Annotated in this window: 17 protein-coding genes; 11 read left to right on the top strand and 6 right to left on the bottom strand. The window is 72.2% G+C overall.

Annotation, left to right across the window (positions count from 1 at the left end; genetic code table 11):
* The first annotated feature begins 264 nt into the window (after nucleotides 1-264).
* The 3 genes from purU (GMA12_RS17640) to GMA12_RS17630 all read left to right on the top strand — a co-directional run bounded on the left by purU (GMA12_RS17640) (nucleotide 265) and on the right by GMA12_RS17630 (nucleotide 2,936).
* Complete coding sequence (purU, locus tag GMA12_RS17640) at nucleotides 265-1,185, top strand: formyltetrahydrofolate deformylase (RefSeq protein ID WP_156270812.1); 921 nt, start codon at nucleotides 265-267, stop codon at nucleotides 1,183-1,185.
* A gap of 237 nt (nucleotides 1,186-1,422) precedes the next feature.
* Nucleotides 1,423-2,046, top strand: a complete 624-nt coding sequence (locus tag GMA12_RS17635; protein ID WP_156270811.1) for a cyclodeaminase/cyclohydrolase family protein — start codon at nucleotides 1,423-1,425, stop codon at nucleotides 2,044-2,046.
* Nucleotides 2,043-2,936, top strand: coding sequence for a bifunctional 5,10-methylenetetrahydrofolate dehydrogenase/5,10-methenyltetrahydrofolate cyclohydrolase (locus GMA12_RS17630; protein ID WP_156270810.1), 894 nt, complete (start codon nucleotides 2,043-2,045; stop codon nucleotides 2,934-2,936). Before GMA12_RS17635 ends, GMA12_RS17630 begins: the two co-directional genes overlap by 4 nt.
* A gap of 126 nt (nucleotides 2,937-3,062) precedes the next feature.
* Here GMA12_RS17630 and GMA12_RS17625 read toward each other — a convergent pair whose 3' ends face one another.
* A complete protein-coding gene (locus GMA12_RS17625) occupies nucleotides 3,063-3,728 on the bottom strand; it encodes a GntR family transcriptional regulator (protein ID WP_156270809.1) in 666 nt (221 codons plus the stop codon).
* A gap of 198 nt (nucleotides 3,729-3,926) precedes the next feature.
* Nucleotides 3,927-4,598, bottom strand: a complete 672-nt coding sequence (locus GMA12_RS17620; RefSeq protein WP_156270808.1) for a GntR family transcriptional regulator — start codon at nucleotides 4,596-4,598, stop codon at nucleotides 3,927-3,929.
* 151 nt (nucleotides 4,599-4,749) lie between these two features.
* Here GMA12_RS17620 and glyA point away from each other — a divergent pair, with 151 nt between their 5' ends.
* The 7 genes from glyA to purU (GMA12_RS17585) are packed head-to-tail and all read left to right on the top strand — an operon-like array spanning nucleotide 4,750 to nucleotide 13,545.
* The gene (gene glyA, locus GMA12_RS17615; RefSeq protein WP_156270807.1) at nucleotides 4,750-6,120 is read left to right on the top strand and encodes a serine hydroxymethyltransferase; all 1,371 of its coding nucleotides are present in this window, start codon (nucleotides 4,750-4,752) and stop codon (nucleotides 6,118-6,120) included.
* On the top strand, nucleotides 6,120-7,337 hold the full coding sequence (locus tag GMA12_RS17610; protein WP_156270806.1) for a sarcosine oxidase subunit beta family protein: 1,218 nt from the start codon (nucleotides 6,120-6,122) through the stop codon (nucleotides 7,335-7,337). Before glyA ends, GMA12_RS17610 begins: the two co-directional genes overlap by 1 nt.
* Before the next feature lie 26 nt (nucleotides 7,338-7,363).
* Nucleotides 7,364-7,651 carry a sarcosine oxidase subunit delta gene (locus GMA12_RS17605; protein WP_156270805.1) on the top strand — a complete coding sequence of 96 codons (288 nt, stop codon included), beginning with the start codon at nucleotides 7,364-7,366 and terminating at the stop codon, nucleotides 7,649-7,651.
* Nucleotides 7,648-10,563: a sarcosine oxidase subunit alpha family protein gene (locus tag GMA12_RS17600; RefSeq protein WP_370832086.1), complete on the top strand. Its 2,916-nt coding sequence runs from the start codon at nucleotides 7,648-7,650 to the stop codon at nucleotides 10,561-10,563. The genes GMA12_RS17605 and GMA12_RS17600 overlap by 4 nt, the downstream gene beginning before the upstream one ends.
* Nucleotides 10,556-11,245, top strand: a complete 690-nt coding sequence (locus GMA12_RS17595) for a sarcosine oxidase subunit gamma (protein ID WP_156270804.1) — start codon at nucleotides 10,556-10,558, stop codon at nucleotides 11,243-11,245. The genes GMA12_RS17600 and GMA12_RS17595 overlap by 8 nt, the downstream gene beginning before the upstream one ends.
* A 1-nt stretch (nucleotide 11,246) precedes the next feature.
* Complete coding sequence (locus GMA12_RS17590; RefSeq protein WP_156270803.1) at nucleotides 11,247-12,650, top strand: L-serine ammonia-lyase; 1,404 nt, start codon at nucleotides 11,247-11,249, stop codon at nucleotides 12,648-12,650.
* A gap of 22 nt (nucleotides 12,651-12,672) precedes the next feature.
* A complete protein-coding gene (gene purU / locus GMA12_RS17585) occupies nucleotides 12,673-13,545 on the top strand; it encodes a formyltetrahydrofolate deformylase (protein ID WP_162460028.1) in 873 nt (290 codons plus the stop codon).
* Between the two features lie 353 nt (nucleotides 13,546-13,898).
* On the opposite strand, the gene GMA12_RS17580 is transcribed toward purU (GMA12_RS17585), so the two are convergent.
* The 4 genes from GMA12_RS17580 to GMA12_RS17565 form a co-directional block, all read right to left on the bottom strand.
* On the bottom strand, nucleotides 13,899-14,579 hold the full coding sequence (locus tag GMA12_RS17580) for an MBL fold metallo-hydrolase (RefSeq protein WP_156270802.1): 681 nt from the start codon (nucleotides 14,577-14,579) through the stop codon (nucleotides 13,899-13,901).
* Nucleotides 14,576-15,739: an S-(hydroxymethyl)mycothiol dehydrogenase gene (locus GMA12_RS17575; RefSeq protein ID WP_156270801.1), complete on the bottom strand. Its 1,164-nt coding sequence runs from the start codon at nucleotides 15,737-15,739 to the stop codon at nucleotides 14,576-14,578. The genes GMA12_RS17580 and GMA12_RS17575 overlap by 4 nt, the downstream gene beginning before the upstream one ends.
* Before the next feature lie 150 nt (nucleotides 15,740-15,889).
* Nucleotides 15,890-18,358, bottom strand: a complete 2,469-nt coding sequence (locus tag GMA12_RS17570; protein WP_156270800.1) for a GcvT family protein — start codon at nucleotides 18,356-18,358, stop codon at nucleotides 15,890-15,892.
* A gap of 47 nt (nucleotides 18,359-18,405) precedes the next feature.
* Nucleotides 18,406-18,768, bottom strand: a complete 363-nt coding sequence (locus tag GMA12_RS17565; protein ID WP_156270799.1) for a bifunctional 3-phenylpropionate/cinnamic acid dioxygenase ferredoxin subunit — start codon at nucleotides 18,766-18,768, stop codon at nucleotides 18,406-18,408.
* Between the two features lie 357 nt (nucleotides 18,769-19,125).
* Here GMA12_RS17565 and GMA12_RS17560 point away from each other — a divergent pair.
* A partial coding sequence (locus tag GMA12_RS17560; RefSeq protein WP_162460027.1) for an FAD-dependent oxidoreductase occupies nucleotides 19,126-19,529 on the top strand: 404 nt, incomplete at its 3' end.

The following is a 19,529-nucleotide window of genomic DNA, read 5'->3' as shown; positions in this document are numbered from 1 at the left end:
CCACCGGCGGCGTCCTCGTCCCCTCCGAACACCACATCGGCGCCTTCCACGACTGGATCACCGACAAAGTCGGCGACACCCTCCCGGCGTCCGGCGCCTAGGCGCCCCTTCGCCGGTCGGCCCGCCGGCCGGAACGCCACGTCGAACCGCTCGGCGTCGCACCGCGCCGGTCGGGCCGGTCAGGCCTGCCGGGCCGACCCGGCCGACCCGGCCGCCGGCAGCCCGGCCCTCCCCAGCAGACACTCATCCAGGCAGGAGTCCTCCATGACCGTCGTCGACAGCCGCCCCTCCTCCGTGCAGCCGAACCCGGCCCCTGCGGCGGAACCCGAAGGGCAGACCCTCCCCCAGTTCGTGCTGACGATCACCTGTCAGGACCAGGTGGGGATCGTCCACGCCGTCACCGAGTTCCTTCTCGCCCACGGCGCCAACATCAAGCAGCACCAGCAGTTCGACGACCCCGTGCACGACGTCGTCCACCTGCGCACCGCCTTCACCGGTCCGCACGAGCTGCGGCTGGAGACGCTGGAGACGAACTTCGTGGCCACCGCCGACCGGTTCGGCATGCGCTACCGCATCCACGACCAGACGCCGCCCCGGTTGCTGGTCATGGTGTCCAAGGGCGGCCACTGCCTCAACGACCTGATCTTCCGCTGGCGGGCCGGCGGCCTCGGAGGAGAGATCGCCCTGGTGGTCTCCAACCACGAGGATCTCCGTCCCATGGCCGAAGCGGCGGGCCTGCCGTACCTCCACATCCCCGTGTCCCCGGCCACCAAGCGGGAGGCGGAGCAGCGGCTGCTGGACCTGGTCGAGGAGCACGAGATCGACCTCGTGGTGCTCGCGCGCTACATGCAGATCCTCTCGGACGAGCTGTGCACGGCGCTGAAGGGGCGGGCCATCAACATCCACCACTCCTTCCTGCCCGGGTTCAAGGGCGCACGGCCCTACCACCAGGCCTACGCGCGTGGCGTGAAGCTGGTCGGCGCCACCGCCCACTACGTCACGGCCGACCTGGACGAGGGACCGATCATCGAGCAGGAGGTCATCCGGGTGGACCACACCCATGATCCGCGGGCCCTGTCCACCGTGGGACAGGACGCCGAGGCGCTGGCCCTGTCCCGGGCGGTCCGCTGGCACTGCGAGCACCGCGTGCTCCTGGAGGGGTCCAGCACCGTCGTCTTCCGCTGAGCCCCGCGGTCCCTGCCGAAGACCCGGGCGTTCCCGCCCGGGTCTTCCCGGCACGATGACCGCCCCACGACCCGGAGACGGCGCGGAGGGACCCTTCCGCCCCCAGCACCGCCTCCACCAGGTCTGCGGCCCCGATCCTGCGTCGCCACCGGGCTCGGGGCCGCAGCTCTCCGCCCGCCGGCGGCCTCACCGTCCGCCGGCGACGTCCGCCACCACCGCCCACCCAGGAGACAGCACATGATCGGTTCGGAGACCCTCAACGACTATCTGGAGCGCCTGGCGTCCCGTGAGCCCACCCCCGGAGGTGGAGCGGCCGGTGCCCTGCACGCGGCCCAGGGCGCCGCCCTGATCGCCATGGTGGCGCGCTACACCACCGGGGCGCGGTACGCCCAGCACGAGGAGGAGTCCCTCCGGATCGCCGCCCGCGCCGACGAGATCATCCCCGCGGCGCTGCAGCTGGCGGACGACGACGAGAAGGCCTTCGCCGCCGTGATCGCCGCCTACCGGCTGCCCTCGGCCTCGGACGAGGACCGTGCCGCCCGGAGCCGGGCCGTCCAGGAGGCCACGGTCGCGGCGGCCGCCCCGCCGCGGGCGCTGATCGGCCTCGCGACGGAGGTCGTCGACCTGGGCCGGCAGCTGGCCGAGTTCAGCAACCCCAACGTGATCAGCGACGTGGCCGCCGCCTCCGAGGCGGCCCGGGCCGCGATCGCCACGGCCCTGATCACGCTGGACATGAACATCAACGCGATCACGGACGAGCGGACCCGGACGGAGTTCCGGGACGAGCTCCACCACGCGCACAACGCCATCCTGGCGGCCCAGATCGTGACGGACCGCGTGCGGGAGAAGGTGATGGCATGACCGCGCTCCAGCTGCTCGGGAAACCCGTCGCGCAACAGCTGCGGGCCGAGACCGAGACCAACGTCGCCGCCCTGCGCCACCGCGGGGTGCTCCCCGGCCTCGCGGTCGTGGTGGCCACCGACAACGAGGCGACCCTGTGGTACGTGCGCTCCATCGCGCGGGCCGCGGACAAGGCGGGGGTGCGCTGCACGGTCGTCGACCTCGGCGCCGGAGCCGGAGCCGAGGAGATCGCCTCGGCGCTCACGCTGCTGAGCGCCGACGAGGACGTCCACGGCATCATCCTGCAGACCCCCCTGCCGCCGGGAGTGGCCGCGGACGAGCTGGTGGCCCACATCAGCGCCGCCAAGGACGTCGACGGCGCCAATCCCCTCAGCCTGGGCCGCCTGACCGTGGGCCAGCAGGCCTTCGCCCCCGCCACGGCCCGGGCGGTGGTGGAGATCCTGGAGCACTACGAGATCCCCCTCGCCGGCCGGCACGTGTCCGTGGTGGGCCGCTCGGCGGTCGTCGGCAAGCCGCTGCTGCAGCTCCTGCTCCGGCGCGATGCCACCGTCACCGTCTGCCACTCCCGTTCTCGTCCCCTGGAGCGGTACACGGCGGAGGCGGAGATCGTGGTCGCGGCGGTGGGGCGCCCCGGCCTGGTCACCGGTGCGCATCTCCGGCCCGGAGCGGTGGTCGTCGACGTGGGCACCAACGTCCTGGACAACGGTGATCTGGTCGGCGACGTGGAGCCGCTCTCGGCGGCGGAGGTCGCGTCGGCCCTCACGCCGGTGCCCGGGGGTGTGGGCACCGTGACCACCGCCCTCCTCGTCCTGCACACCACCCAGGCGGCGCTGCAGCTCACCGAGGAGCCGGCCTCCGCACGGGCGCTGGAGTCCCGCACCCCGTCCTGACCACAGCACGACGCTCGGTCGCGCGGACACTGCGGGTCCGCGCGACCGAGCGGCCCCCAGCGGGGTGCCCCTGCCACGTCCGTCCCGGCTCGGACGATCCGGAGCGGCGCGTGCTCCCCGGGCGGTTCAGAGGACCTGGCGGATCTGCGTCTCGAAGTCCCTGACGTGGGTGCGCATGATGCCGGCGGCCTCATCGGCCTCGCCCTCCAGCACCGCCGTCAGCAGGGCGCTGTGGACGGTGATGTGCTCCTGCAGCTCGGGGATGCGGTCGGCCACCACGCACCAGATCCGGGTGGCCAGGTTGCTGTAGCGCTCCAGCGTGGCCTGCAGGTGCGAGTTGCCGGCCGCCGCGTAGATCGCCCGGTGGATCCGCACGTCCCAGCGCAGCGCCTCGTCCCGGTCCAGCCGCTCGTTCTCCGGGTTCGCCAGCCGGTCCCGCAGCTCCTCCAGCTGGGACCGGACGCCGCCGCCGCGCCGCTCCGCCGCCAGCTGGGCGGCGAGGGGCTCCAGCACCTCGCGCACCTGGGAGATCTCCGACAGCGCGGTGATGTCCACGGTGGTGGCGAACGTCCCGCGGCGGGAGTAGGTGACCACCAGGTGCTCGGACTCGAGCCGCTTGAGCGCCTCGCGCAGCGGGGTCCGCCCGAGCTGCAGCTCCTGGGAGAGGCGCCCCTCGTTGAGGGGGGCTCCCGGCGGGATGTCCAGGAAGATCAGGCGGTCCTGCAGCTGCAGGAACGCCCGGTCGGCCAGGGAGAGCGGCTCGTCCTGGACGGAGGCGGGGGTGATGGACATGACGTGATGCGCACTTTCCGTTCGTGGCCGGGGAGCTGCCGTGGGCGGACCCGCTCTCCCTGGAAGGGCCGTGCTCCTACCGTAGCCCCACGCGTCGGCCCGAGCGGTACGCAGGGAGTTCCGTCGGCCGGCCCGGTCGCTCGCGAGCGCCCCGGCAAGGCCGGCACGCACGGAGAGGCCGGCTCCCGCCGGGCGGACTCACAGGATGCCGCGCATGGTGCGCTCGAAGCTGCTCACGTGCTCGAGGGCCAGCTCGGCGGCCTCCTCGGCGCGGCCGGCGGCGATCGCCTCCAGCAGGTCCACGTGCTCGTGCACGTGCCCGCCGACCGTGGGCACCCGGTCCAGGACGAGGCACCAGATGCGCGTGGCGAGGTTGTCCAGCCGCACCAGCGTCTCCTCGAGGTGCGCGTTGCCCGTCGCCCGGTAGATCAGCCGGTGGACCCGCAGATCCGCCCGCATGAAGCCCTGATTCGTCGGCGTGCCGCCGGCGAGGTCCCCGAGGGCGCGGGCCAGGTCCTGCATCTGCTGCCGTGCGGGCGGGGAGGCCGCCAGCGCCGCCTTCCGGGCGGCGAGCGGCTCGAGGTTCCGGCGGAGCTCCGAGACGTCGGACAGTGCGGTGATGTCCACCTGCGTGGCGAAGGTGCCCCGCCGGGGGTAGGAGACCACCAGGTGGTCCGTCTCCAGCCGTTTGAGCGCCTCCCGGATCGGCGTTCTGCCGATGCCCAGCTCGGTGGCCAGGTGGGCGTCCTGGATCATGGCTCCGGGCCGGATCTCCAGCACGGTCAGGCGGTCGCGCAGCAGCCGGTAGGCCTGCTCCGCCAACGACACGGGGGCTTCCGCGGCGTACTCGGTGGGTGTGGCGACGCTCATGACTTCACTCCTCGCTCGGGACCGGCACGGAGGTCAGGGGACGCGCATCGTCATCCGTTGACACCCCTCCACCCCTAGCATACCTTTGACCTACAGCTGATATATCAAACTCGTATCAGCCGCTGAACGCGACTCGCTTAGGAGCTCAGGGATGCCCGATCTGAACACTCGCCTGGCCGACGCCGACCCGGAGGTGGCGGCGGCCATCGACCAGGAGCTGATCCGTCAGCAGTCCACGCTGGAGATGATCGCCTCGGAGAACTTCGCCCCGGCCGCGGTCATGGAGGCCCAGGGCTCGGTGCTCACCAACAAGTACGCCGAGGGCTACCCTGGCCGGCGCTACTACGGCGGCTGCGAGCACGTGGACGTCGTCGAGCAGCTGGCCATCGACCGGATCAAGGCCCTGTTCGGCGCCGAGCACGCCAACGTCCAGCCGCACTCCGGGGCCCAGGCCAACGCCGCGGTGATGCACGCCCTGCTCACCCCCGGGGACACGATCCTGGGACTGGACCTGGCCCACGGCGGGCACCTCACCCACGGCATGAAGCTCAACTTCTCCGGCAGGCTCTACAACGTGGCGGCCTACGGCGTCTCCGCGGACGACCACCTCATCGACATGGCGGAGGTCGAGCGGCTCGCGCTCGAGCACCGCCCCCAGCTCATCGTCGCCGGCTGGTCCGCCTACCCGCGGCACCTGGACTTCGCCGAGTTCCGCCGCATCGCCGACGAGGTCGGGGCCTACCTGATGGTGGACATGGCCCACTTCGCCGGCCTGGTCGCGGCGGGGCTGCACCCCTCCCCCGTGCCGTACGCCGACGTGGTGACCACGACCACCCACAAGACGCTCGGCGGACCGCGGGGCGGGGTGATCCTGTGCAAGCAGGAACTGGCGAAGAAGATCAACTCCGCCGTGTTCCCCGGCCAGCAGGGCGGCCCGCTGGAGCACGTGGTCGCGGCCAAGGCGGTGGCCTTCAAGTACGCCGCCGGCGAGGAGTTCAGGGAGCGTCAGGCCCGCACCCTGGAGGGCGCCGAGATCCTGGCCCTGCGGCTGCTCTCCCCCGACGTGATGGCCACCGGGATCAGCCTGGTCAGCGGCGGCACCGACGTGCACCTGGTGCTCGTGGACCTGCGCGACTCCGAGCTCGACGGCCGGCAGGCCGAGGACCGCCTGCACCGCATCGGGATCACGGTCAACCGCAACGCCGTGCCCTTCGACCCGCGCCCGCCGATGGTCTCCTCCGGGCTGCGGATCGGCACCCCGGCCCTGGCCACGCGCGGATTCGGCGCCGCCGAGTTCACCGAGGTCGCCGACATCATCGCCCAGGCGCTGATCCAGCCGCTCACCGAGGAGCTCACCGAGCGGCTGCGCGGACGCGTCACGGCCCTGGCCGAGGCCTTCCCCCTGTACCCGGACCTGGCCCCTGCCGGCCGGGCCCGGACGGAGGAACCGGTCGCCGAGGCCTCCTCCGAGGAGCTGTCCGCCGCGGAGCGGACCTCCTCCGTCCTGAACGGAGTGTCGTAATGGCTGATCTGCTCCCGGAGCACCCGGACTTCCTCTGGCACAACCCGGACCCGAAGACCTCCTACGACGCCGTCATCGTCGGCGGCGGCGGTCACGGGCTGGCCACCGCCTACTACCTGGCCAAGAACCACGGGATGACCAACATCGCGGTGCTCGAGCGCGGCTGGCTGGCCGGCGGCAACATGGCCCGCAACACCACGATCATCCGCTCCAACTACCTGTGGGACGAGTCCGCGGCGATGTACGAGCACTCCCTGAAGCTGTGGGAGCAGCTGCCGGAGGAGCTGGAGTACGACTTCCTGTTCTCCCAGCGCGGGGTGATGAACCTGGCCCACACCCTGGGCGACGTGCGCGAGTCCGTGCGCCGGGTCAACGCGAACAAGCTCAACGGCATCGACGCGGAGTGGATCACCCCGGACCAGGTCAAGGAACTGTGCCCGATCATCAACGTCGACGACGACCTGCGCTATCCCGTGATGGGGGCGACCTACCAGCCGCGGGCCGGGATCGCCAAGCACGACCACGTCGCGTGGGCCTTCGCGCGCAAGTGCGACGAGTTCGGAGTGGACATCATCCAGAACTGCGAGGTCACCGGCTTCCTCAAGGACGGTGACCGGGTGGTCGGGGTGGAGACCTCCCGAGGCACCATCCACGCGGGCAAGGTCGGGCTCTGCGGGGCCGGGCACTCCTCGGTGCTGGCGGAGCTGGCCGGGTTCCGCCTGCCCATCCAGTCCCACCCGCTGCAGGCCCTCGTCTCGGAGCTGCACGAGCCGGTCCACCCGACGGTGGTGATGTCCAACCACGTGCACGTCTACGTCTCCCAGGCCCACAAGGGCGAACTGGTGATGGGCGCCGGGGTGGACGCCTACACCGGCTACGGCCAGCGCGGGGCCTTCCACGTGATCGAGGAGCAGATGGCCGCGGCCGTGGAGCTGTTCCCGATCTTCGCCCGGGCGCACGTGCTGCGCACCTGGGGCGGCATCGTGGACGTCACCCTGGACGCCTCCCCGATCGTGTCCAAGACGCCGGTGGACCAGCTCTACGTCAACTGCGGATGGGGCACGGGCGGGTTCAAGGGCACGCCGGGCGCCGGCTACTCCTTCGCCCACACCATCGCCACGGACGAAGCCCACCCGCTCAACGAGCCGTTCTCCCTGGAGCGGTTCGAGACCGGGATCCTCATCGACGAGCACGGCGCCGCCGCCGTGGCCCACTGACCCGCCCACCAGGAGGCAGGAACACCATGCTGCTGATCGAGTGCCCCTACTGCGGGCCGCGCGACGAGACCGAGTACCAGTACGGCGGGGAAGCGCACGTGCCCTACCCCGAGGACCCCTCCCGGCTCTCCGACCAGGAGTGGGCCGAGTACCTCTTCTACCGCAACAACCCCAAGGGCCTGCTCGCCGAGCGCTGGGCGCACACCGCCGGGTGCCGCCGCTGGTTCAACGTGGTGCGCGACACCGTGACCTACGAGATCGCGGCCGTCTACCGCATGGGCGAGACCGCCCCGCAGATCGGAGGAGTCCGGTGACCGAGCAGACCTACCGCCTGCCGCCGGAGCGCAGCGCCGCGAGCAGCATCGACCGCACGAGGCCGCTGAGCTTCACCTTCGACGGCGAGCAGGTCTCCGGCTACGCCGGGGACACCCTCGCCTCGGCCCTGCTCGCCGCCGGCCGGATCACATGCGGGGACTCGATGTATCTGGGCCGTCCCCGCGGGATCCTGGCCGCCGGCGTCGAGGAGCCCAACGCGCTCGTGAAGGTCGGCGCCCGGTCGGGCGTGGACGTCGACGAGTCCATGCTCCCGGCCACGTCCGTGGAGCTGAACGACGGGCTCTCCGCCGGCTACCTCCGCGGGCTGGGCCGGCTGGACCCGCGCAAGGACCGGGCCGTGTACGACCGCAAGTACGTCCACACCGACGTGCTGGTCGTCGGCGCCGGGCCCGCTGGGCTGACCGCGGCCCGGGAGGCGGCCCGCTCCGGCGCGCGGGTGATGCTGCTGGACGAGCAGCCCGAGGCCGGCGGCTCCCTGCTGTCCGGGCGGGACGAGGTCGTCGACGGCGTGCCGGCCCGCACCTGGGTGGCCGAGACCGCCGCGGCGCTGGCCGGCGCCCCGGAGGTCACGGTCCTGCAGCGCACCACGGTGATCGGCAGCTATGACGCCAACTACGTCGTGGCCGTCCAGCGCCGCACCGACCACCTCGGCGGGCCGCCCTCCCCGGCGGTCTCCCGGGAGCGGATCTGGCACGTGCGCGCCCGCCAGGTGGTGCTGGCCACCGGGGCCCACGAACGGCCGATCGTCTTCGAGAACAACGACCGCCCCGGGATCATGCTCGCCGGTGCCGTGCGCACCTACCTCAACCGGTACGCCGTGGCCGCAGGCTCGCGGGTGGTGGTGGCCACCACCAACGACTCCGCCTACGCCGTGGTCGCGGACCTCGTGGCCGCGGGCGTGGAGGTCGCCGCCGTGGTCGACTCCCGCGGGGACGTCCAGGGGGCACCGGCCGCGGTCGTGGCCGCCGCCGGGGTGCCGCTGTTCAGCGGCAGCGCCGTGGTCGACACCCTCGGCGAGGGCGAGGGCGGGCGCGTCAGCGGCGTCGTCGTCAGCGCCATCGACGCCGACGGCGCCCTGACGGGGCCCCTCCGGACCGTCCCGGCCGACCTGCTGGCCGTCTCCGGCGGGTGGACTCCCGTGGTGCACCTGCACAGCCAGCGCCAGGGGAAGCTCACCTGGAACGAGCGGCTCGCCGCGTTCGTCCCCGCCGCCCCGGTGCGGGGCCAGCAGACCGCGGGCGCCCTCAACGGCACGACCGACCTGGCCTGGTGCCTGACCGAGGGCGCCGCGGCCGGGGCCGAGGCGGCCCGCCGCGCCGGCTTCGAGAGCACGCCCGAGACCCCGCAGGCGGAGAGCGTGGAGTCCGCGCCCGTGCGCCCGCTGTGGCTCGTGCCCGGCCGCGCCGGGGAGCCCGCCGGGTGGCGGCACCACTTCGTGGACCTGCAGCGGGACCAGACCGTGGCCGACGTCCTGCGCTCGGTCGGAGCGGGGATGCGGTCGGTGGAGCACGTGAAGCGCTACACCTCGATCTCCACGGCCAACGACCAGGGCAAGACCTCCGGGGTCAACGCCATCGGCGTGATCGCCGCGGCGCTGAACACCGAGGACGTCGGCGGGATCGGCACCACCACCTACCGCGCCCCCTACACCCCGGTGGCCTTCGCCGCGCTCGCCGGCCGGCAGCGCGGCGAGCTGTTCGACCCCGCCCGCCGCACCCCGATGCACGAGTGGCACGAGGCGCGCGGGGCGCTGTTCGAGGACGTCGGGCAGTGGAAGCGGCCCTGGTACTACCCGCACGCCGGGGAGGACATGGACACCGCCGTGCTGCGCGAGTGCGCCGCCGTGCGGGAGAGCGTCGGGTTCATGGACGCCACCACCCTGGGCAAGATCGAGATCCGGGGCAAGGACGCCGGGGAGTTCCTGAACCGGATCTACACGAACGCGTTCAAGAAGCTCAAGGCCGGCATGGGCCGCTACGGCGTGATGTGCACCGCCGACGGCATGGTGTTCGACGACGGCGTCACGCTGCGCCTGGACGAGGACCGCTACCTGATGACCACGACCACCGGTGGGGCCGCCAAGGTCCTGGAGTGGCTGGAGGAGTGGTCCCAGACCGAGTGGCCCGAGCTCGACGTGGTGTGCACCTCCGTGACGGAGCAGTGGGCGACCGTCGCCGTCGTCGGCCCGCGGTCCCGGGACGTGATCGCGAAGCTGGCCCCCGGGCTGGACGTCTCCCAGGACGCGTTCCCGTTCATGGCCTTCCGCGAGACCACCCTGGCCTCGGGGATCCCGGCGCGGATCTGCCGCATCTCCTTCTCCGGGGAGCTGGCCTTCGAGATCAACGTGGCCGGCTGGTACGGGCTGGCCGTGTGGGAGGCCGTGGCCGCGGCCGGGGAGGAGTTCGGCATCACCCCCTACGGCACGGAGACCATGCACGTGCTGCGCGCGGAGAAGGCCTTCCCGATCGTGGGCCAGGACACCGACGGCACCGTCACTCCGCAGGACCTGGGCATGGACTGGGTGGTGTCCAAGACCAAGGACTTCATCGGCAGGCGCTCCTACGACCGGCCCAGCGCCACCAGCGACGACCGCAAGCAGCTCGTGGCCGTGCTGCCCGTGGACCCGGACTACCGGCTGCCGGAGGGCGCCCAGCTGATCGTCCACGGCACGCCCGTCACGCCGCAGGAGGGCCCCGTGCCCATGGAGGGTCACGTGACCTCCAGCTACCGCAGCGCCGCCCTGGGGCGCACGTTCGGCCTGGCGCTGGTGAAGAACGGCCGCAACCGCATCGGCGAGACGCTCCAGGCCCCGCTCGACGGGGACCTGGTGGACGTCGTGCTCGCCGGACCCGTGCTCTACGACCCCGAAGGGAAGCGCCGAGATGGCTGATCAGCTCCTGACCGACGACGTCACCCACACCACGGCCCTGCGTCGCAGCCCGCTCGCACACCTCGCGCAGCAGATGCGCGAGCGGACGGTGACGGGTGAGCGGGGCGTGGCCCTGCGTGAGGTCCCCTACCTGACCATGGTGGGCCTGCGGGTGGTCCCCGGCAGCGCGGCGGCCGAGTCCGTGGCCGCCGCGGCGGGGGTTCCCCTGCCCGGTGGCCACGGGCAGGTCACCGGCTCCCCGGACGGCACGGCCGTGCTGTGGCTGGGTCCCGACGAGTTCCTGCTCGTCGGCCCCGAGGGCGCGGGCCCCGCGGAGCTCGGCCCGGCGGGGAAGGATCTCCACGAGGCCCCCGCCGACGACGCGGGCACGGCCGCCGGACTGGCCCGGGCCCTGGGCGCCGAGCCCGGGCAGGCCGTGGACCTGTCCGCCAACCGCACCACGCTGGAGCTGTCCGGGCCCTCGGCCCGGGCCGTGCTCGAGAAGGGCTGCCCGATCGACCTGCACCCGCGGGCCTTCGGGCCGGGGACGGCCGTGGCCACGACCCTGGGGCCGGTGCAGGTGCTGCTGTGGCAGACCGCCGAGCAGGTCTACCGGCTCCTGCCGCGGGCCTCCTTCGCCGACTACACGGCCCGCTGGCTGCTGGACGCCATGGCCGAGTACGCCGCCCCCGAGGTGCCCTGAGATGGCGCTGAGCGTCCTCGACCTGTTCTCCGTGGGCATCGGGCCCTCCTCGTCCCACACCGTGGGGCCGATGCGGGCGGCCCGGCTGTTCACGGAGGGCCTGGCCGGGGACGGTCTGCTCGACTCGGTCTCCAGGGTCCGGTCCGAGCTGTTCGGCTCGCTCGGGGCCACCGGGCACGGGCACGGCTCGGACAAGGCCGTGATCCTGGGCCTGCAGGGCGAGGACCCGGAGACCGTGGACACCGACACGGCCGACGCCCGGGTGCGGTCGAGCACGGAGCGCGGGCAGCTGTGCCTGGGAGGGATCCACCCGATACCCTTCGACCGCGCCGAGGATGTCGTGATGCACCGGCGCAAGTCGCTGCCGGCGCATCCCAACGGCATGGCGTTCTTCGCCTACGGGACGGACGGCGAGCTGGTGCGGGAGCGCACCTTCTACTCGGTGGGCGGCGGATTCGTGGTGGACGGTGACGCGTCCGGGGCGGACCGCATCGTCCAGGACACCACCGAGGTGCCCTTTCCCTTCAGCACCGGCCGGCAGCTCCTGGAGCACTGCCGGAGCGAGGGGACCTCGATCGCCGGGATCATGCTCGCCAACGAGCTGTCCTGGCGCAGCGAGGAGCAGCTCCGCTCGAGCCTGCTGCACATCTGGTCCGTGATGCAGGAGTGCGTGGAGAACGGCTGCACGCGCACGGAGGCCCGGTTGCCCGGAGGGCTGAAGGTCCGTCGCCGCGCGCCGGCCCTCCGGACGAGGTTGCGGGAGGCCGAGGCGGCCGCCGCCGCCGATCCTGTCCGGCCGGCGTCCGATCCGCTGCAGGCCATGGAGTGGATCAACCTCTACGCCCTGGCGGTCAACGAGGAGAACGCCTCCGGGGGACGGATCGTGACCGCCCCGACCAACGGGGCGGCGGGCATCATCCCCGCCGTGCTGCACTACTACGCCCGGTTCATCGCCGGGGCGGACGAGGACGGCGTGGTGGAGTTCCTGCTCACGGCGGCGGCCGTCGGCATCCTCATCAAGGAGAACGCCTCCATCTCCGGCGCAGAGATGGGTTGCCAGGGCGAGGTGGGATCGGCCTGCTCCATGGCCGCCGCAGGCCTGTGCGCGGTCCTCGGCGGCACCCCTGAGCAGGTGGAGAACGCCGCCGAGGTCGGCATGGAGCACAATCTCGGGCTGACGTGCGACCCGGTGGGCGGGCTCGTGCAGATTCCGTGCATCGAGCGCAACGCGATCGCCTCCGTCAAGGCCATCAATGCCGCGCGCCTCGCCCTCCAGGGCGACGGCGAGCACACGGTCTCGCTCGACCAGGTCATCAAGACCATGCGCGAGACCGGCAAGGACATGAAGATCAAGTACAAGGAGACCTCCCGTGGTGGCTTGGCCGTCAACGTCGTCGAATGCTGAACCGCACCTGCAGCCGGAGTCCGTGCTCACCGCACCCTCCACGACCGAGCTGGTGCTGACCCTCGACTGCCCGGAGAAGCCGGGTATCGTGCACGCCGTCAGCGGCGTGCTGCTGGAGCACGGCTGCAACATCGTGGAACTGACCCAGTTCGACGACCGCCGGCTCGGCCACTTCTTCATGCGCGTCCACGTGGCCCCGGCCACGGGCGAGGCGCTCGACGCGGAGAGCCTGCGGACGGACCTGTCGCCGGTGGCCGAGCGGTTCGGCATGCGCTGGGAGCTCAACGAGCACGGGGCGAAGCGGCGGATCCTGGTGATGGTCTCCAAGTTCGGCCACTGCCTCAACGACCTGCTCTTCCGCGCCCGCACGGGCGAGCTGCCCGTGGACATCGTCGCGGTCGTCTCCAACCACCGGGACCACCAGCGCCTGGTGGAGTGGCACGGCATCCCGTTCTTCCACGTGCCCGTCACCCGGGACACGAAGCCCGCGGCGGAGGCGCGCCTGCTGGAGCTGGTGGACCGCTTCGAGGTGGACCTCGTGGTCCTGGCCCGCTACATGCAGGTGCTCAGCGACTCGCTGGCCACCCGGATGGAAGGGCGGGTGATCAACATCCACCACTCGTTCCTGCCGTCCTTCAAGGGCGCCAAGCCCTACCACCAGGCCTACGAGCGCGGGGTGAAGACCGTGGGCGCCACGGCGCACTACGTCAACGCCGAGCTGGACGAGGGCCCGATCATCGCCCAGCAGGTGGTGACCGTGGACCACACCTTCGGCCCCGAGGACCTCGTGGCCGCCGGCCGCGACACCGAGTGCAAGGCCCTCTCCGACGCCGTGAAGTGGCACTGCGAAGGCCGGGTCATCCTGCACGGCAACCGCACCGTCGTCCTGCGCTGAGCACCGGCCTCGCCCCGGGAGGGTCGGGGCCGAGCACCGACGAGCCTCCGTGGTGGGGATGTCCGCCCCCGCCACGGAGGCTCTTCCGCTGTCTGCGTCCGCAGGGCTCCCCCGAGGCGGGGAGGGACCGCCGCCTGCGTCGTCGGCCCGGCACCCCGAACGGCCCGGTCCCCGGGACGGGGCGCCCTCGAGGACATCGCCCTCGAGGAGTCCCCGCGGAGCACCGGCATCCGGTCCCCGCCTCGCGAGGTGCCGTTCGCGGTCCCCCGCCGGGATTGCGGACGGCCGATCCCCCGGAGGCGGGCGCCTCCGGGGATCGGTCCTGTGGGGTGCCGGCAGCCGGCTCTCCCGCCTCAGTGGCCGCGGTCGATCCACTCCTGCAGGTGCGGGGCCTCGGCCCCGACCGTGGTGGCACCGCCGTGCCCGGTGAGCACCTCGGTGCCCTCGGGCAGGGTGAGCAGCCGTTCGCGGATCGAGTCGATGATCGTGCCGAAGTCGCTGTAGGAGCGGCCGGTGGCCCCGGGCCCGCCCTGGAACAGGGTGTCGCCGGAGAACACGACCCCGTGCTCGCCCAGCTCCGGGGCGTAGAAGCACACCGAGCCCGGAGAGTGGCCGGGAGTGTGCACGGCCGTGAGGCGCACGCCGTCCAGCGCGAAGGTGTCCCCGTCCCCGATGGACCGGTCGAAGAGCGCGGACGGGTAGACCTGCTCCCAGAGCATCGTGTCGGCCGGGTGCAGGTACACCGGCGCCCCCACCTCCGCGGCGACCTCGCGCACGGCGCGGATGTGGTCGTCGTGGCCGTGGGTGAGCAGCACGGCCACCACGGTGCGTCCGGCCACCGCCCCCACCACGGCCGAGGGGTCGTGAGCGGGGTCGATCACCAGGCACCGCTCGTCGTCGCCGACGAGCCACACGTTGTTCTCCACCTCCCAGCTGCCGCCGTCCAGGGAGAACGTCCCCGCGGTCACCAGGTGCTCGACCCGCACCCGGCCGGAGGCGTCGGTCCGCTGCGGCGCGGCCTGCCGCGCGGTCATCGGGCCGCTCCGGCCGGTGCGGCGACACCGGTCTCCGCGCCGCGCTCCTCCGCACCCGTGCCGGGACGGTCGAGTTCCACGACCGAGCGCAGGACCCTGCCCGCCTTCATCTTCGCGAAGGCCTCCTCGACGTCGCCCAGACCGATGCGCTCGGTGACGAAGCCGTCCAGGTCCAGCCGGCCCAGCCGGTACTGGTCGACCAGCATGGGGAAGTCCCGGGAGGGGAGGGTGTCGCCGTACCAGGCGGACTTGATGGACCCGCCGCGGCCGAAGACCTCGTCCAACGGGATCTCCCAGGTGGTGCCCGGGGCCGGGACCCCCACCAGCACCATGCGGCCGGCCAGGTCGCGGGCCTCGAACGCCTGCTTGAAGGTCGGGGCGATGCCCACCGCGTCGATCACCAGGTCGGCGCCGAAGCCGCCCGTGAGCTCGCGGATCGTCTCGACGGGGTCCTGCTCCTTGGAGTTCACGGTGTGGGTGGCCCCGAACTTCCGGGCGGTGGCCAGCTTCTCGTCGTCGAGGTCCACGGCGATGATCGTGGTCGCCCCGGCCAGGGCGGCCCCGGCGACCGCGGCCGCCCCGACCCCGCCGCAGCCGATCACGGCCACGGACTCCCCGCGCTGCACGGCGCCGGTGTTGAGCACCGCGCCGATGCCGGCCATCACCCCGCAGCCGAGCAGCCCCACGGCCGCGTACTGGTGGTCCTCGAGCTCGGCCTCGATCTTGGTGCACTGCCCGGCCGCCACCAGGGTCTTCTCCGCGAACGAGCCGATGCCCAGGGCGGGGGTCAGCGGGGTGCCGTCCTCGAGGGTCATCTTCTGGGTGGCGTTGTGGGTGGCGAAGCAGTACCAGGGCTGGCCCTTGCGGCAGGCCCGGCACTCGCCGCACACGGCCCGCCAGTTCAGGATCACGTGATCGCCCACGGCGACCTCGGTGACGCCCTCCCCGACCGCCGAGACGACCCCGGCGGACTCGTGGCCCAGCAGGAACGGGTAGTCGTCGCCGACGCCGCCCTCGACGTAGTGGTGGTCGGTCTGGCACACCCCGCAGGTGAGCACATCCACCAGCGCCTCCCCGGGCCCCGGGTCCGGCACCAGGATGGTCTCCACGCTGACGGGCTGGTTCTTGCCCTTCGACACCACGCCCTTGACCTTGTGCATGCTGGAACTGCCTTTCGTCGTCGTCGTCGGCACCGGGAACGGTGCTCGATCACAGGTTCGTGCTGAGTCGTCCCGGCACCCGGAAGCCCGTGGTGGGGACGGAGGTCCGCGGCCGGAGCGGCGTGCGCCCCGGCCGCGGCGGCAGAGGCCTCAGCCCCGGATGCGCTCCATGCCGGGGTCCACGAGCGGCTCGGCGCTGACCGTGGCGGAAACGCGCTCGCCGAGGTACTCGATCTCCACCCGGTCCCCCTCGGAGACCTCCGGCGGCAGCCAGGCGTAGGCGACCGGCCGGCCCACGGTGTGCCCGAAGACAGCGCTGGTGACGTAGCCGGCCGCGGCGCCGTCCACGTACACGGGCTCCTTGCCCAGGACCACGGAGCGTCCGTCGTCGACGGTCAGGCAGCGCAGCCGGCGCCGGACCTGACCGTCGGAGGCCACGGCCTCCGAGCCCACGAACTCGCCCTTGTCCTTCTTGACGGCGAAGTCCAGTCCGGCCTCCACCGCGGTGTGCTCGGTGGTCATGTCGGTGCCCCAGGACCGGTAGCCCTTCTCCACGCGGAGGCTGTTGAAGGCCGCGCGCCCCGCCGGCACGATGCCGAACTCCTGGCCCGCCTCGAAGAGCAGGTCCCACAGCTTCAGGCCCTGGTCGGCGGTCGTGTACAGCTCCCAGCCGAGCTCGCCCACGTAGGAGAGGCGCATCGCGGTGACCCGCAGGCCGCCCACGCGGATCTGCTTGGTGCGGAAGTACTTCAGGCCGTCGTTGGAGAGGTCGTCGCGGGAGACCTTCGCCATGACCTCCCGGGCCTGCGGGCCCCACAGGCCGATGCAGCAGGTCTCGGCCGTGGTGTCCCGGACCCGGACCCAGGCGGTGGGGTCCTCGGCGCTCTGCCGGTTCGCCTCGGCGCTCAGGTACGCCACGTCGACGCTGCTGTTGATGCCGGCCTGGAAGAGCTCCTCGTCGAGCCGGGCCACGGTGATGTCGCTGCGGATCCCGGCCTTCTCGTCCAGCAGGAGGCAGTACGTCACGGCACCCGGCTTGCGCAGGACGTTGCCGGTGCTCAGCCGCTGCAGCAGCGCGGCGGCCCCCGGTCCCTCGACCGCCACGCGCTTGAGCGGGGTCATGTCGTACATCGCCACGGCGGTGCGGGTCTTCCAGGCCTCGACCGCCGCGATCGGCGAGTGGAACCGGGCCGCCCAGGGCTCCCGCTCCGGCTCCCGCCACTGCTCGGGCAGCTGGTCCAGGAGCGCGGCGTTGGACTCGTACCAGTGCGGGCGCTCCCATCCGTGGCTCTCCAGGAAGAACGCGCCGAGCTCCAGCTCGCGGGGATAGAACGGGCTGACCCGCAGGTTGCGCGGCGACTCCCGGGGCTGGAGGGGGTGGAGGACGTCGTAGATCTCCACGAAGTTCTGCTTGCCGGTCTCCTCGACGTACTCCGGGGAGAGCTGCACGTCGTCGAACCGGGTGGCCTCGCAGCCGTGCAGGTCCGTCTCCGAGGTGCCGTCCACCAGGAGTTCCGCCATGGCCTTGGCCACGCCCGAGGAGTGGGTGACCCACACCGCCTCGGCCACCCAGAACCCGGCGAGGTCCGGGGACTCGCCGATGAGCGGGCCCCCGTCGGGGGTGAAGGAGAAGATGCCGTTGAAGCCCTCGGCCACCTCGCTGCCGCGCAGGCTCGGCAGGAAGCGCTGGCTCTCGGTCCACTGCTCGGTGAAGTCCTCGGGCGTGAAGTCCAGGCGGGAGGGCATCCGGTCGTGGGCGATGTCGCGGGGCGCGTAGCGCGGAAGATCGCCGAGGTCCACCGGGATCGGGCGGTGCGCGTAGGAGCCGATGCCGATCCGGTCCCCCCACTCCCGGTAGTAGAGGTCCGCGTCCTGGTGCCGGAGGATCGGCAGGGTCGCGCCGTTCGGGGCGTCGTGCTTGCCGACCAGCTCCGGGACCGCGGAGGTGAAGACGTACTGGTGGGCCAGCGGGAGGATGGGGCACGGCATGCCGGCCATCTCGCCGATCGCGGGTCCCCAGAACCCGGCGCAGGAGACGACGACGTCGGCCGGCACGGTTCCGTCCGACGTGGTCACGCCGGTCACGCGGCCGTTGGAGCGCTCGATGCCGGTGACGGTCGTCTCCGGGCAGTACGTCACGCCGGCGCGGGTGGTGCGGTCGATGAGCACCTGCACCGCCTTGGCCGCCAGGGCGAGCCCGTCCGTCGCCACGTGGTAGCCGCCTAGGACCATATCGGGGTTGACCATGGGGTGGTGCTCGAGCACCTCCTCGGGGGTGAGCAGCCGGCCATGGAGACCCCACGACGTCGCATAGCCCATCTTGCGCTGGAGCTCCTCCAGCCGCTCCGGGGTGGTGGCCACCTCGAGACCGCCGACCTGGTTGAAGCAGCCCAGGGACACGAGCTTCTCCACCGTGTACCGCGCGAAGTGGGTCATCGTCCGGGACGGGTTCGTCTGGAAGACGAGTCCGGGCGCGTGCGACGTCGAGCCCCCGGGCAGGGGCAGCGGGCCCTGCTCGAGGACGGTGATGTCCGTCCAGCCGCGCTGGACGAGCTCGTCGGCAAGGTTGGTGCCGACGATGCCGGCTCCGATGATGACGACGCGAGGGGTGGTGCTCATGGGCGGTTCTCCTGACCTGCGGGTGTCGTGCGAGGGATCGGCCGGGTTCAGCCCGACTGGGACTCGTGGCCGTGGGCGGTGAGCCCGGGCGGCAGGTTCGGCGCCTCGGTCGACTCCTCGACCATGATGTCGCCGTCCACGACGGTCACCACGTGGGTCCGGACCGGCAGCTTGGCCGGCGGCGCGTCCACCGCGCCGGTGCGGAGGTTGAACTTGGACGCGTGCAGCGGGCACTCCACCTCGCAGTCCTCCACCCAGCCGTCGGCGAGGGAGGCGTCCTGGTGGGTGCAGGTGTCGTCGAGGGCGAACAGCTCGCCCTCCTCCGTGTGGAACACGGCGATGGGCGGGACGGTGTCGAGGCGCAGGGCGTCACCGGGTGCGAGGTCCTTGAGGGGACAGGCCTTGTGCATCGGATCGGATCCTTTCCTGAGGAGGACGGGCCTGCCGTGCCGAGCGAATCCGCGCCGGCCGAGCTGGCTCACCATGAGCAACAAGCATTGCAATGTGCAACAAGCGTGGGGACTCGCAGCGGGCGCTGTCAAGGGATCGACCCCAGCTGGTTCGTGATGCAGACCACAGACCGCCGCTTTGTAAATTTCTCGCGTCGCAATGGCCCAACCCCTTGACGACCCCCCTGGCGAGGCTCACTCTGAATCTCACATTACGAACCGTGTTGCACGAATTGTGCGTCGGATCCGGGACCCGGCCTCTCGCCGGCGATCCGGGCCGCCACCCATCCGTTGCCTGTCTTTCGAAAGGGGTCCTTCATGGAGTCCCTCGTCATCGTCGGAGCCTCGCTGGCCGGTCTGTCGGCCGCGCGGGCGGCCCGGAACCTCGGCTTCACCGGCCGGCTGGTGATCATCGGTGATGATCCGGCCCGCCCCTACGACCGGCCGCCGCTGTCCAAGGACTTCCTGGCCGGGCGGATCGAGGTTGCGGACCTGACCCTGGAGACCGACACCGACGCCCTGGACGCGGAGTGGATCCTGGGCACCCCGGCGGTGTCCTTCGAGGCGACCACCCGCACGGTGACCCTCGCCGACGGGCGGCGCGTGCACGCGGACAAGCTGGTCATCGCCACCGGGGCCGCCCCGCGGACCCTGCCCCAGATCGCCGACGCGACCAACGTGGTGAGCCTGCGCACCATCGCCGATGCGCAGAAGCTGCGCGA

The organism is Kocuria sediminis (genome assembly GCF_009735315.1).
Taxonomy (GTDB): Bacteria; Actinomycetota; Actinomycetes; order Actinomycetales; family Micrococcaceae; genus Kocuria; species Kocuria turfanensis.
This window is presented reverse-complemented; position numbering and strand designations above follow the sequence as displayed.